General features: G+C 36.6%; 11 protein-coding genes and 1 pseudogene. 7 read left to right on the top strand and 5 right to left on the bottom strand.

Annotation, left to right across the window (positions count from 1 at the left end):
- Positions 1-21 precede the first annotated feature (21 nt).
- The 7 genes and pseudogenes from CXF88_RS08790 (at position 22) to CXF88_RS08755 (ending at position 10,231) form a co-directional block, all read left to right on the top strand.
- Positions 22-1,299 carry a site-specific integrase gene (locus CXF88_RS08790; RefSeq protein ID WP_101086523.1) on the top strand — a complete coding sequence of 426 codons (1,278 nt, stop codon included), beginning with the start codon at positions 22-24 and terminating at the stop codon, positions 1,297-1,299.
- 1 nt (position 1,300) lies between these two features.
- Entirely contained in the window at positions 1,301-3,442 is a 2,142-nt protein-coding gene (locus tag CXF88_RS08785; protein WP_101086522.1) for a hypothetical protein, read from the top strand.
- A complete protein-coding gene (locus tag CXF88_RS08780) occupies positions 3,442-6,270 on the top strand; it encodes a hypothetical protein (protein ID WP_101086521.1) in 2,829 nt (942 codons plus the stop codon). Before CXF88_RS08785 ends, CXF88_RS08780 begins: the two co-directional genes overlap by 1 nt.
- Positions 6,264-6,788: a hypothetical protein gene (locus CXF88_RS08775; protein ID WP_101086520.1), complete on the top strand. Its 525-nt coding sequence runs from the start codon at positions 6,264-6,266 to the stop codon at positions 6,786-6,788. The genes CXF88_RS08780 and CXF88_RS08775 overlap by 7 nt, the downstream gene beginning before the upstream one ends.
- A 1,604-nt stretch (positions 6,789-8,392) precedes the next feature.
- Positions 8,393-8,737: pseudogene (locus CXF88_RS08765) on the top strand (DUF4113 domain-containing protein); the annotation flags it as partial.
- Positions 8,738-8,847: 110 nt separating this feature from the next.
- Positions 8,848-9,591 carry an endonuclease gene (locus CXF88_RS08760; protein WP_101086518.1) on the top strand — a complete coding sequence of 248 codons (744 nt, stop codon included), beginning with the start codon at positions 8,848-8,850 and terminating at the stop codon, positions 9,589-9,591.
- A gap of 397 nt (positions 9,592-9,988) precedes the next feature.
- On the top strand, positions 9,989-10,231 hold the full coding sequence (locus CXF88_RS08755) for a hypothetical protein (protein WP_101086517.1): 243 nt from the start codon (positions 9,989-9,991) through the stop codon (positions 10,229-10,231).
- Positions 10,232-10,340: 109 nt separating this feature from the next.
- Here CXF88_RS08755 and CXF88_RS08750 read toward each other — a convergent pair whose 3' ends face one another.
- The 5 genes from CXF88_RS08750 to CXF88_RS08725 form a co-directional block, all read right to left on the bottom strand.
- A complete protein-coding gene (locus CXF88_RS08750) occupies positions 10,341-10,553 on the bottom strand; it encodes a DUF3892 domain-containing protein (protein WP_101087196.1) in 213 nt (70 codons plus the stop codon).
- Between the two features lie 452 nt (positions 10,554-11,005).
- The gene (locus CXF88_RS08745; protein WP_101086516.1) at positions 11,006-12,034 is read right to left on the bottom strand and encodes a hypothetical protein; all 1,029 of its coding nucleotides are present in this window, start codon (positions 12,032-12,034) and stop codon (positions 11,006-11,008) included.
- 35 nt (positions 12,035-12,069) lie between these two features.
- Positions 12,070-12,939, bottom strand: coding sequence for a hypothetical protein (locus tag CXF88_RS08740; protein WP_101086515.1), 870 nt, complete (start codon positions 12,937-12,939; stop codon positions 12,070-12,072).
- 153 nt (positions 12,940-13,092) lie between these two features.
- The gene (locus CXF88_RS21915) at positions 13,093-13,491 is read right to left on the bottom strand and encodes a type II toxin-antitoxin system PrlF family antitoxin (RefSeq protein ID WP_197708427.1); all 399 of its coding nucleotides are present in this window, start codon (positions 13,489-13,491) and stop codon (positions 13,093-13,095) included.
- 388 nt (positions 13,492-13,879) lie between these two features.
- Positions 13,880-15,400, bottom strand: coding sequence for a serine hydrolase domain-containing protein (locus CXF88_RS08725; protein ID WP_226410988.1), 1,521 nt, complete (start codon positions 15,398-15,400; stop codon positions 13,880-13,882).
- Positions 15,401-15,472: the final 72 nt, after the last annotated feature.

Genomic DNA, 15,472 nt, shown 5'->3' with positions numbered 1-15,472 from the left:
TCTTAATATTTAGAGGTGAAGATGAAAATTGTTAAATTACCTTCTTATGATTTTGGAGGATACAGCTATAAAAATGTATGTGTTTTTCTTGATTGTGAAGGTCGATTAATAATGCTTCCTACACTATTCACATTATCATCAAGGGTTAACTTGGTTTCATATAAGGTTGACAAAATTGAAGGGCGTAATGGGGTTATCGAATTTAGAGTAAAAGAAGGAGATCTTTCTGATTCAACTCTCGATGCATACATACCACCAATTAAAAAGTACCTTTTGTATCTTGAATCTATCGACAAAGAGCAAAAAACAGAGATTCCATCGTTATTACATGGTTCAAGTCACGCATCTTCAAAATTCATAAATCATTATATTAATGAAGTTTTAGCACCCAAGTTAAACAATATAAGTACTCTAAATGTTCATGTAGCAGCACTAACATTCTTCTATGGCTGGATGTGGAATTCAGGGCTTTGTGAACGAATGGAGTTAAAACTTAAAGTAAGAATAAAACAAGAGATATCTGGCCGGACTGGTGGGCAAGATAAGATTAGTTACCTTAGTCGTGAAGTTAGAGAACTTCTCAAAAAAGAAGCGAATAAAACTTCTCTACGTGATTTTTTAATACTAAAAATGGGCTGGAGTGTAGGATTAAGAGCTAAAGAAAATCAAGGTTTACTCATTAATGACTTTTATGTCGGCAATAAAAAATGCGATGGATTGAAAACCTTGATTGCAAAGATGAAATCAAATGAAAATAAAGAATATTTTCAATATCATCTTAGCTCAAAATTTACAAAAAACAGTTCTCAACGCCAAGTATATCTTAGCAGAAACATATTGAAATTAATCGAAAGATATATAGATACTGAAAGGCACACGCATGTTGAGATGGGTAAAAAAATCATGCAAGAAAAAGAAGAAACTCGAATATCAAAATTAAAAAAAGGACTAAACACAAGTCGCTCTCCCATCAAATTCATAGAACATGACTCATTATTTGTCAATATGGACAATGTTTTTATAGGACAGAAAATCTCGAGTGGGTGTGCAAGTAATGTATTTACAAAGATTCGAAAGAAAATACCTCAAATGAATCAAAAATTAAGTTATCACGACTGCCGACACACTTTTGCGACTGAATTATACCACTCAATGAAACAAAAGACAGGATCGTCCAATGCTGCATTACTTGAAGTGGCAATAAGATTAGGCCATTCATTGAGGAAAGGTAAACCTCAAGAAGTTACGACAAAATATATACGATTACATGGCGTTATGGTTTCTGAGGAGCAACTTTAAATTGAAAAAATCAATATACTCAGATCATAAACTAGAAAATTTATTTGCTTCTATAGTCCCTTTAGAAACACACAATTTGCCATTCAAATCTGATAGCATAATTTGGAATGGGAATATAATTGAACTCCCTAAACAAACTTCTGATGATAAAAAAATTCTCTTCTATGTTGCAGGTTTTTTTATCAACCATAATATTGAAAATATTAACATAAATACCATTTTTGCAAACATGAAACGCTTTTTGTCATGGTTACTTGATCAACCAGATACTTCTGAACTAAGGTTTGATTTATTGAGGAAATATGAATCCTTCAGAGTTAAATATCACAAAGTTAAAACTCAATCATCAGGTTTAAAACAACTTAAAACCGCATGCAAACACTACCTTAGAAAAGAGAGACTTAGCCTTAGTTCGAATGAGATAATGTATCTTAGAACAGTCATTTCTTTGTCTAAATTAGCTCCTAAAGATTCTGTTATTCCAGATTGTTTAACTAATAGTTTTTCTGTTCCATGGCTTCGCAAAGAGATTGGAGCAGAAAATTACTTAAAACTAGCCAGTCCAAAAATTGTGATTAACAGTTTCATAATTGCTATCTCATCTCTCCTTATCTCACTAATAGATATAAAACTTAACTTTGTTAAAGGTAATATGCAACCTGGAGAAAAATTTAGTGATACGGCCAATCGGTTACAAAAACTTTTAAATGAGACCTATCTTGAAGGACAGAAAACCGAAGGCGAAAAAAATTCTTATGCTTTTAGCTTTATCGAAATGGTAATCTCAACGTACGGCTCCAACATACCTATACTATTTCAAGAAATCATACTACTCGATTTAATTGATACTCGTTTAGAAAACTGTTCACAGTATATTTCAGATATTTTGTCTTCAGGCTCGAAAATAGAAAAAATGTATTTCGATTCGCCCCAAAGGGTATCTAGAACAGCATCTTTCGCAAGATCCCCAGCATTATTGAACCCTAATTTTTTAGATAGTACTTCACATATAGAACAACAACTTTTCTCAATTATATGTGCTTGGTGGACGATTCAACCTTCGGATATATCACAATTATCAATAGAGGGTAATCACATAGGAGTTGAACATAACACACAAAAAGTCCCAATATTTGTACACTGTAATTATTATAAATCGCGTTCAAATTATACTCTGAAACAACCAGTGGAAATTCCTTTAACACAAATTGAAGGTAAAGCAATTCATGCGTACATTGAAATGTGTAAGCTTTATTCGCATAAAGGCCCTCTCGTCAGTAAGAAAGTCTGTATACCAGCTCAATTTCACGCCAATCATCAGCATAAAATCTTACTAAATCTATTATCACTAGAAGAGTTCCAGACAGATTATGAGAATGCACTAACCAAGCGTTCTGCATCAAATGTTGTATTAAAGGCGTTGCAAATAATGTCTTCCAAAGGTGATTCCATTGGACGATGGTTAAAAGAAAAAAATAGAAGAGGTAGTCATTTCAATAAAAAACATTTTGATTCTCAATGTAAAAAACCACTCCCGCGTTCAATCTATACATTGCAAGGTATCAAAAATTCATCAATTTACTCTCAATCCGACCTTTACCGGGAAGGTGATTTACAAGATAAACGTTCACATTCTTCAGCAACTGAAGGCACCGAATACATGACTGATAAAAACAAAGAGTGGCTAAATATAAACGGTCGAATTACTCGTCTTGTTTTAAATGATTTGCAGTCTAACTTTTTATCAGAACAAATCACGCATGCAATAAAAAGATCCGAGATTTTAACAGTACGGACAAGAGTTGTAACTGGTAATAATGATGTGAATATAAAAACCAATATTTTTCCGGTTAAAAGTGACTCATCTATGCTACTAGATCAAATCATAGTTCATGATTCTGAAGAGGCGGTTATCCAATGCATTCATTATTATGAAGAATTTAAAAAATTTGGTGAAAACTTATTGGCCGTTAATCCTGAATTCACATTAAATACAGCATTGCCAAATGCCATTTGGGCAGAGGAAATGCTTAAAAATGGCATGTTCTCAGCAAATATCTTACGAGATGGTGAGAAATTATTTAATGATTTAAGAGAATATTTACCTAGTATTTTTTCAAATCACTTAAAAGGATTGTACTAATGATTATAAAAAAAATAGGGTCTACTCATAACCTTTTAGAAGTAATACCTAACCAATATAAACATAAAAACTTACAGTCCCTTCTGAAAGCATTAGGTGCATCAGAGGATACAAATTTTGAAGATGATGAATGGCGGTTCCCAAAGAGTAAAATCATTAGTTCACTTAATTTTAACATTATTAAGGATATGGATAAGGATAAGGGTATAAGTATGGATATAGAGCCATTTTCGGTAACCGGAACTAGGTCATTTGAAAACGGTACTATTTTTAATGTAACATTTTTAACTATAATTAAGCTTTTATATCTAACAGAAGCATCTCTGTTAGCAAGCGATTCTTCAAGAATAAACCTATTTAGGTCACTAATTTTAACCTGTGATTACTTAAAAAATAACAATATTTCAACTATCAATTTAAGTGAACCTAAGTCGCTTGAAGAATACTTAAACCATCAAATGTTTCATCGCCTTGATAGAATCAAAAACGTAATAACACGAAGTTCAACTCCTATCAATTATGGCTCAATACAACTAGGCTGGATTAGTCGTCGAATAGGGTATCAAGCTACACTGGATGAAATTAGGTTCTCCGAATTCATATGGGGGAATTCGACGGTAGGCAATCGTAACATAGATAAAGCAATAGGAAACATTTTAACCATATCATCTGATGACGAAATAAGTATAAATGACTACAAGCGTGGAGCTAGTTTTAACTACCTAACATTGGATTACGGCCGCTATTATGTGGACCATTGTGCTACATATTTTCGAGATACATATGTAAAATCAATAGCCTTAAAAAAAACATCATCTGAGTTTGGCTCATTTAGCATTCAAGCTGGGTATTCTAAAAATCAAGAAAATTTGACTATCGAAGCAAATATTTTAAATGGTGAGACACAAAATAAGAGAACAACAAAGACGATTCCGAAATCAAGTGATAAAGCTGCATATGCTGCTTATAAAAAAGGTATTAAAAAACGAAATTCAGTAAGCAAAAATATTATATCTTGTTATGAGAATCATTACCGCTTCCATTATGCTGAAGTAGAAATTACGAGCGCTGAATCGATCAGTAGAATGGCTACTGAACTAAAACTAATAAATAACGTTCAATCGAATAGTGAACGAGAACACATAACGGATAGACTTAAAGTCATTGTTCAATCAACAACTACTCCTGAAACCCTAAAACATACTAGAGCCCTACTTGAATCATCTGATTTCGATTTACCATACAAAAATTTTACTTATTCACTTCTATCACTTAAAAAAATATTAAAAGATGAATGTATTGTAAGTTACTTTTCCAAACAAGACATCCATGATGAAACAGACAAAAAAAACAACACATTCAAACACCTAAGGTTTATTTATTCCACTATTAGTGCTGGATTTGTCTATATCATGGCATTGTTAGGTTGGAGACAAAGTGAATTTGGATTTCCTCTAAACTCTATAAACATATCAATAAACGATGATAAATTAGACCAATATTTTCACCCATGTCGTTATAAAGTGTTTTGGACTGCAAAAAAAGTGGCCAAAGAGACGATACTTGAACGGGAAATAACTCAAGACACTTATCATTTAATTTATAAAATAAGCCTTCTTACGGGAAACAGTGAGAACAGCGCATGTCTGTTAAGTAAAATTGTCAGACCATTAGTAACAGACGGAGAGAGCAGAGCAAAGACTGTAAATAATCAAACTCGTCTCTTATGGTTACATTTCGTAAAAGAATACAAACCGTTTAAACTGGATGATGATAGAGAAGAGTATGAGAAAACAACCAAATCAATATCTTCAGGAAAGGTTCTTTCCAAACAAGAACATACAAGATATCAAAATTTAGTTAATGACTCGCATCTTCATTCAGAAAATATAGTTTGTGACGTAAACTTAAGAGAAGTAAAGATCAGACTTCGTGAAGAAATAGATAGAGTAATGCTGTCTGTCAAGTTGGACTATGAATTATTAAGAGAGTACGTTTCAGGTAACTTGCCAGAAAATGAATCAGAACTTATCAGAACATACGTACCTCAAGACACTTTAGATGGAGTAAATGCCACTAGCTTACCTAACAGGGATTTAACAAATACCGTTAACAATATATTAAAGGATAATTGTATCTACCCTACCCCTCACGCCTTTAGGCATATGTGGGCTGAATGTGTATATAGACGATTTGATGGTGATGCTGGATGGATGATACGTTCTCATTTTAAACATATATCACAATCGATGTGGCTGGCCTATATAAGAAATAAAGACAATCAAATTATTCATAAAATGGCAAAAAAACAAGTTATTAGTGCTCTCCTTAACAACTTTGTTAAGCGTGGTGGAGAGGGATATTCTGGGAAAATAATTCAATTAATCAATAAAAGTCTTCAAAAAACACAGATGTTGAGGAATGATGGTTCAATTGACTCAGATATCATTGATGACTTTGCATCAACACAAATCATCGATATAAAAACATCTCCATGGGGGTACTGTTTGTTGTACAGGCTTGATCAAGATAAAACCAATTGCGCTATTGATGGTTCTCCTCAAAGATTCAATGCCTCACCAAGCATCTGTTTTGGTTGTAATAATTTTTTCACTCAAGCCACAAATACAGAAGGAATACTTATATCGATTGCTGGTGACATAAAGGCTCTTTATGCTCCGATCCCTTACATTTTAAAAGAGGCATCTAGAATGACCGTTTCCAATGCTTACACCCACCTGAAGAAAATAGGAGCTTCTGAAATCATACTGAATCAAATATTAGAAGCACTAAACACTTCACTCCATAAGGGAAAAACTCCATGTTAGATGTACTAAACATCCTAAAAGAAAGAAAATCAGAGAGTTCTAAAGACATAACTATTACAACTTATCCGAAATGGGTTGATACAACTGCTGATGCTTTAAGCCTAAAAATCTATGAATCAATTTTACTTTTTTATAAAGACCGCCAATCATATATCAAAGCTCATAGTAAAAAATCTCATTACGGACCAGGTACCAAAGGCTCTTGGCAACTAACGAAGATAGAAATAGCACGCTCTGTTGGTTATAGCGTTAGTAGTCAAATATTTGTTGATAAACATTTTAGCTCTTGCCTTTGTGAAGAGTTTGAGAAGATGAACGAAAAACTTTTGGTTTTAAAAATTAAAAAACTCATTAGCACAGGGTTTAGGAATGAGAATAAAGAGGTTATTGCTGATGAATTATCTTTACTACGTAAACAATATGCAGAGCTAGAAAAATCCAAAACTAAGGATTTATTAGACAAATCTTTAGAAGTTTTACCAATACAAGTTCTAGAGCGACTTGGTCTAGCCACTTAAAATGATATAAAATAACGATCTAAATGTTAATAAATTTTTTTATTCACCCATTTGCTAGTATTGCTAACAATTAACAAATAGCTTTTTGGCAGGGTAGATCGCGAACGTTTTGCATACAGATTTGGTACGTTTTATAACTTAATGTGTTCAATACGTAAGGGATAACAAATAATTTGACACTCTGAGCTACAACTTAACTCTAGCTCAGAGTGTAGTGGCCAACTGAACTTGGCCACAGCTTTAGAGGTTAGAATCCACAATATTGCATATGCTAGCTTATGAACCAGACGATCCCAGAGTGATTCACTGACTCATACTTGCCTAGTCTGATTCACGCATACAATCCTGCCATTTTGCGCTGGCTTCGGGCTAACGCGCTTTGGTCCAAACTTGTGTCATACCGATCAGTTCTGGCACGTTTATGCCCCGTTATGAGTTAATCACGATTTCTGACTTGCATCATTTATCTAATGATAGAAACTAAATATCGACTTCGAAATCTATAAAGCAGTGACCAAAATAGATGTGCCACTACACAGATATAAACCTTAGAGGTAATTAAAAATGTATAATTTTCGTAGTTATATTGTTGGCGGTTATGCATATTATAGAAGTAAAAGCTTTGGCCATTCTGGGGCAGTGTCTATGGTATTGCTTTCATCATTAGGTTTTGTTTTTCTCATCTTGCATGGGGTGTTAAATGCAAATGATGTTAGTATTTTTTCAGATGTTAGCGTGAGCGGGTATTTTTTTATATTTTTAATATGTGCTTTATGGCTATACATTTATTCACTTCTTTGTAAAAGGTTAAAAATATATGAACTTGATTTTGAAACCAGTATAGACCCTAGAAAAATTAGGTTGCATAGCTATGTAACATATTTTTTTATTACGATATTCATTGTTGTTCGAGTTTTTATTTGAACATTTAAACGAGACACCCATTGTTTCGGGCCTAGACCCCAGCGCGTTATAGTTTGGCTGCTCGGTTTGTTTCTCTACTGCTTGTTCGACTTGTTCATCGAGATGGTATTTTGTGGTCCATTCTCAGCGGAAGCCTGGTCCAAGCAATTCTGAGTACTGGTCCATGAGTTGCGAAGCAGTGGTCCATTGTGGGCGGAATATGCAATTAAGAGTGGCTTCTAACGTCTGGTTTTCTTGTCCTCCCGTTGGGCTGTCTGTTTAAGGCGTTGTGCCATACAAAAAGTAATTCAATAATAACTAAATTAGCAGCGCCACTGGCTCGTTTCTGTCCAAAAGCTTGTTAGCCTTTGAATGACGGCTCACTAGGTTTCGAGTGGCTAACCACAGTTTTGACGTTGAGTTGTTTCCATTGGAAAAGTAACTTAACAGTTATCTATCGCCAGCGGTGAACTTATGTGCTCACCGCTGCTCGCGCTCCACGTCATAACGACATTAGTGTATTCGTTGTGAGTGAAACAGTTAATCTTATTTACTTTAGGTAGTTATCTGCACGACAGAATTGTTCCTGATATAACAATTTAACGCAGCCAATAGGGCCATTATTTTTTGCTACTATCACTTCTATTGTACCTTTGTCTTCACTATCACTGTAGTGGCCAAAATAACTATGCCACTACAACAAAGCTATTGTGCATTTTCCATGTCCAACTAACTGTACGGTAGAGCTAACCAAAGCTATGAGTGAGGCCGCACCAAAGCTTTTTCGTGAAGGCATACATTATTATAAAATCGGTATAGGGCTTATCGATTTAGCCAGCGAAAAATACAACCAATTCGATTTGTTTACCCCTCCTAAAGCTAATCCAGCTTTGATGCATACGCTAGATGACATTAACCAACGCTATGGCAGTGATACGATGTTTCTAGCAGCTCAAGGCATAGAGCATAAGTGGGCAATGCGCCGTGATTTGCTAACACCGCAATACACAACCAAATGGCTAAGTGTGCCCAGCATAAAGTGTTAACTAGGTTTTTGCTTTGATTAATGTTTTCACTGTTAGTATCACTCATATGCTTGGTCTGACTAGATAAATCAGGCATTATCTAGTCACTGTTCCTTAGCTTAAAGTTTCCAATGAACCTCCTCAAAATTGGTCTACCACTCTTTCTACTGGCTCTCAGCTCTACAGCCATTGCAGCAGGAAATGCATCTAATGATTCATTCAACAAAGCAAAGAAGATGCTCGAGCGGGAGGTCTATCAAGATCACCGTGTAACCATCTACTGTGGTGCTAAATTTGACGCTAAAAAGAACATCGAAGCACCTACTGGTTTTATTACTTCTAAGTACATGAAACGGGCAAAACGGGTTGAGTGGGAACATGTAGTTCCGGCGGAAAACTTTGGCAGAGCCTTCAGTGAGTGGCGTGATGGTCACAAAAGTTGTGTCGATAGTAAAGGTAAGTCGTTTAAGGGACGTAAGTGTGCTGAGAAGATGAATACAGAGTATCGATATATGCAAGCCGATATGCACAATCTTTTCCCTGCCATCGGTGCAGTAAATGCACTACGCAGCAACTACAACTTTACTATGTTGCCCTCAGCGGTGTCTGACTTTGGTAGTTGTGATATGCGTATAGATGAGCGTAAGGCACAACCACCGATAGCTGCTCGTGGCGTTATCGCTCGAACATACATGTATATGGAACATGCTTATCCTAAATACAAAATGAGTAAACAACAAAGTCAATTAATGCAAGTTTGGGATAAACAAGATCCTGTTTCTAAGTGGGAGTGTAAGCGGTCAAAACGTATTGAAAATCTTCAGAGTAATGTAAATACAGTAGTCGATAGCCGTTGTAAATCACTTGGCTTGTAGGTATTTAGATAGGCGGCTAGCTAGCTTATGCCCCAAGGTTTGTTTGGAATATGGCCTACGACCACTATGAGAATGAAGCTTCGCTCACTGTAAAGAATGTATCGTGAAGTTTATCTTTATAGTTTCAGTATGGCATTTACTCACCGACACGCAGCAAGTACGTCCTTGTAGCTCAGCCGACCCATCCCAGGGTCGGATGGTCGGCTCGCAAATCACCATAATGAACCTTTCCAGTATTTTCTTAACCTGCTAGTTTGAAGAGTGAGTAGAATAAGAATATTTTTAAAACACTGACTTGGTTTAGCCCCAAACTTTGCTAACCGCAGATTAAATTTGAATCAGATAAACCGATAATTGCTATAATGCGGCTAACCAAAATTCGTTCCTTGGATTTGTGATGACTAAAAAAAACTTAACTGAAAAAGAATTGCTAGAAAGTATGACTTCTTATACAGCACATGCAGATGAACTTAGTGAAGTCAGTATTAAAGAATGGACTGAAATGTTAGAAAAAGCTGAACTAATAGCGTTAAACGACGCCGACTACGAAAAGTTTGTAACATATCTTCATTCTGAGACAGAGCCAGCCAAGGTAGAAGCTCTCAAAAAGCTGTCTAAACGAAAAGCACCTTGGGAATAAACCGACGCATTTTTGTCCAAAAAATCAGTTAGTGAATCACTCTGGCCCAGAGTGATTCACGGCACTATTTAAGTGCTCAATAGTCTGAACGTTTATTAGCATTACGTAGTTAGTCTTTGTTTACGTTGTTTGATTCCTCAGCGTCAGGATTTGAACGAGCATAATCTTCACCATTTACATTTACTACGTGATGGTTAGGATGTTTTCCTGTATTGATTTCATCGACAAGCGTTTCTCTGCTAACAACTCCTCGACCATGAATAGTATAAGAGTCATTTTCACCATGCTCCCCATCGTTATTGCCACGTATATTTTTAGCCATTAATCCTCCAATGATTACATGTGAACTCAATTTCACGATACTAGAATTTTCTACGCATACCAGAAACTTTGATTTTTGGGTTTTGCTTGCGAACATGCGAACTTACCTAAGTAAGACCAGTAAAAATACGCATGGATAACTATATTGCAACAAAATGAACTTATCAGCATTCGGCTAAAGATGCTATCTGGAAAAGCGCGTTACTCCGTAGTCATAACTCAGCGGTGAGATTTTCTGGTGAATCACTCAGAGTGTAGTGCCAACTGAATTTAGCCACGGCCTTAGATACAAAAATCCATAATATTGCATATGCTATGCGTATGAACCAGAAACCAGACTATCCCAGAGTGATTCACTAGCTCATTTTTGGACAGTAATACGTTAGTTCACCAGCTCTAACGTGCTTATTGAGGATTAGAAAAAGTATCTTAAAGCCTTACATACTTGTTAGCTCACTTTTTTAAAATAGTCATCGTTTGCCTATGTAAAAGGCATAAACCATTTCTCTCTTTTGTGATTTTTTTAGTCTGAGGATCTACGAATACTTGAGTAACTCCTTTTTGTCTGAAGACTGAGGCGTCAACAGGTATTTTCGCAAATGGATTATGAAAAACGTACAAGCCATCGACAATGGTTTCTTTGTCTATTTCAGTTGTGGAACTCCTATAAATAGGCTTGCGTTCTGCTTCTGACCACCAAACAGTATGCACAAAGCGGTGCTCTGTCTCACTAGCCATAGCTTCAACTTTACCCCAAGTCGCTGTAGTGCTGAATATTATTGCGCTAATTTCGGAGTGGCTACCATCTTCAAACAGACCTAACTCAATTTCGGCACCATTATCTTTCTTCACATATCCTAGCGCTACATCTGGAGGCCCATTTGGGTGAAGATGAGGCTCGTCTTTATATGCATCTTCATCTACATAGAAATCATATAAAAGAGCCATAATTGGCACATCACACTGCAAATTAAAATGGGGCTGTTCAAACGGTGCAACAGCTAAGATAAATGGCTTAGATTTTACATGACTTAATTGAGAATAAGAATTTTTATACTTACTGTACTTAGATGAAATTGAGTTTGATAGACGAATAACCGACTCAATATTCATCTGTTTAAACCTTGTAGGGGGACCATTTTCTAAGTCTTTTTCCCATTCAGGTGTTTTACCTGATGCAGCTGCCGCAATGGTTGCTTCAACAACAATACTTTTATGATTGTGTTCCAATAAAAAATCAGGAGACGGGTAAGCCCAGTCCATCTTTAAACCTAATTCTTTAAATAGGGCGAACAGGTATATTTCCCAAAAGCTTGAATTAAAAGTTGTTTGAAACTCTTTTACTAACTTGTTATCACGGTCAGGAAATCCATCACTCCAACGGAGTAACTCATTGCGATCATTCTCATTCGATAAGTTCATTATCGATATAAAATTTTTATGTTGTTTATCTAATGCAAATATAGGTTCAAATAATTTCATAAGGTCAGAAGGCTCATATGTGTTAAATGCAATTTTTAAAACATACTGTTTTGCTTTTGTGCGTACTGATGGTCAATGACTTTCGTTATAATTTTCTCTACTTTCAAACATGTCGGTGTTTGAGTTTGAATCACATCCATTTCGACTAACAATATGTCATTTTTCCCGAACCTTTCCTCACCATTGTCCACTTTATCTAGAAATAGTTTATCGGTGATTTCAGCATAAAAACTTGATTGTCCGTCACTAAACTTCCATTTATTACCGTCTTTAAATGACGGAGACTCAATGACCAAGCCTGTTTTAATAGAGTTTGTGAACAAGGGGGTTTCAAAGTCGATAGGTTTGAAATAGTCGCATTCGTTTGCTGCGGCATGAGCTTCAATTTTATGAACCGAAGACTTTAATTTTACAGCCTCTAAACCTTTCGCTAGCGGTTCACGAATGAAACAATCTAGAGAATTAGCAGCTTTGGGGTCGGCTATCACGTTAATAGTTTCAATATGAAAAACTTGCGTGTCGCCTTGCTGATTTGTTACATGGACTGACTTGTCTACGGTATTTTTTTGTACTTCTTTAGGCTGATGCCCTTGAAGGTGTATACATGCTTTAATGCAGTCTGTCGCTAGCAAAATCAGATCTTTTGGAGATCCCGAAGAAAACATTGCAGCAGCACCTAAATTTACGACTTGAAGCGCAAAATCAATATCGAACGACTGATTTCTAAAGCCAGATATATTAAAAGTAAGCTCGGCGTCTTTTCCATAAGAATGCTTTGTCGTGATAGCCATAAAGTCATCAATAGCTGATATGTACTTTGCTACATCTTTGGCTCTAAGTTGTCCATTCGCAACTCTATCTCCGTGATACTCTAGTGATAACAAATCTCTAATATGTAATTCCAACGGTTATTCTCCATCCTTGAACTTAATTGCATTTAACGCTTTATAGACGGAGCTTTTCCGCATTTGCATTCAGTATATTGCGGCCAATTACTATGAAACTCAACTAATATCACAACCCAACAATCGGATTAGTATTAGACAAGTTTATTCATCTTAGTCTAATAACTGAGCACCAAAATCAACTTCTACACTTTCAACTAAACTTTCAGCACTTCTACGCATACTTGCTGTAAGCGGCTGTAGTTTTTCGGGGTGTTGTTGCATGTCATTTTCAAGAATAGATAAAAAACTTTCCAAAATAGGATATTCTAATGAAATCCATTTTTCGAGATCAGAACCTTCAGCGGTATTAGGTATTGCATCAAACAATTCTTCAATTTTCTTTAATGCTGCACGATACTCATCATCAGAACTCAGAGGCGTATCTTCGCAATCCGTGATAATCTCATTTCCAACAGAAGGAGAATCAAGCCATTCAGCTAAGTCATCAGGTATTGGTGCCGTTACGTCACATTTTGAGAGCAATATACTGAGTTTAGTATTCTTAATCATCAATTCTTCTCTTTGAATCGTCACTATTAGAGTAGCAACTCCCGACCCTGTGGTATTACTAAAATTTGGTCGACTGATTTGTGCTTAGTTTCTTATTGCTAAGCTATCCTGTCACACTTTTGGACATAAACCATTTAGAATTGAAACTCTACTGCCTCCGTTTCGCATTACCATTAGTAATGAATATCTGAAGAAAGCAGGATTATATTCACTGAGAGATGGATGGGTCGCAGTTCAATATCCTAATCAGAAAGTTTAGTTAGGCGTTCTAAATGAACCGCCCTGTACAGAGCCGCATGCAGGGTGGTGTGGGGGCTGGAGGTTAGATACCTCCGGCTACCCGATTAGGTGACGGATAAACCCTATATACGGCACCATTGATTGCACTCTACCGCATTTTCGTAGCTGGGTAAGTATTACTTCCCTTTATTAAGTCAAACCCTGTCACATTTGCTTGTGTATCAAGCTCAAAGTTAATCGTCATATCGGGTGCAGTGATAAAGAAACGTGAACCAGATTCGCGATAGAGCTCTACACGTTTCGCGCTAATCAAATTACTTTGAAAATACAGGTGCTCACCTCCAGCGATTATATGGGCAGGTTGTTCGAGTAATTCATATTTTCCTGCAAATTTCTGGTTCAGCACTGGGTCGGCTGCAATCATCGTTTTTTGCGTGACCTTAAAATCTGGCCAGTCGTATTCGGCAGCTATGCTAGCAAAAATTTCTTCGATCAGCGCGGCACCGTTATCGCTATTGGTCATGATGACCGCACCTTGCCCGGTCTTTGTATATCCATATAAATGCACGCGAAACCCTTCACTACCACCACTGTGGCTGAAGCTGGTTCTATCTGCGAATTGCTCTACATAAAAGCCAAGGCCAGTTTCCCCCAAAACACGTGTCAACATGTTGTTGGTTATTTGTCTCGACAGTATTTTGTTTGATTTTCCAGCCTCTGCCTGCTGTACTTCAATAATGATTTTTGCCAAATCGGATGGCGTAGTCCACAAACCAGCGGCGGCCAATTCAGGATAATGATGCCAACGACCTTGAATTTCCTTACCGTTACCTCGGTGCGCACTAACGGCATGGTTACTCATGGCCGGAGATAGCGTATCGGTAAAAAGGCTATGTGTCATTTTTAAAGGTGTAAAGATCGTTTCTTGCATCAATTGAGGAAAGCTTTGGTGGCTCGCTTCTGTCATCAATAATTGGATAATACTGTAGCCGCCACCAGAGTAATGCCATTCAGTACCTGGAACGTTTACTACTCGAATGGGCTCAGAATTCGCTGGTGCTTTGCCATCCAATATTGCCAATAAGTTCGGAATTTTTTTAGTGGAGTCATAGCCTATAAAGCCGTGAACGTTGATGCCAGCACTGTGATTAAGCAAATGACGCAAGCTCACTTTTTTGTCTTTGGTGAATTCATTTTCTGGGACTTGCCAAGTCACTAATTGTTGATTCACATCGCCATCTAATTTGAGCTTACCCTGTTCCACCATATGTAAAGCTGCCATCGCACTAACAGCCTTACTAATCGAGGCTGCTTCAAACAAAGTTGTTGGCGTAGTGATCTGTTTGCTACCTGCGGTATTAACACCATAAGCGCGCGCCCATTCTATTTGACCATTATTCACCAAGGCGATGCTGACAGCAGGCACTTGGTAATACTTCATGCGATTCGCAAGCGTCATCTTTCGATCCGACATGCCCTTTATCACCACTAAAGTGCTAAGCCCGCTTTCTACTCGCTTAATTTTATCATTCAACGCCATTGATGTCTCAGAAACAACGGATGTAGGTGATTTTTGTGCTGGAGAATCTGTGTCAACAGCATGCACCTGAGTGCTACATGCAATTAATAACGAAAACATGGTAGTTAGCGTGATTTTTTGAGTTTTCATTTGAAATTTTTATTCCTTGTTGTTTAATATATTCCTGATTTTTTCGAAATTTTCAAAGAATTTGGAGTAGTC

Source organism: Shewanella sp. ALD9 (genome assembly GCF_002836315.1).
Taxonomy (GTDB): domain Bacteria; phylum Pseudomonadota; class Gammaproteobacteria; order Enterobacterales; family Shewanellaceae; genus Shewanella.
The sequence above is the reverse complement of the archived record's forward strand: the minus strand, read 5'-3'. Positions and strand labels throughout refer to the sequence as shown.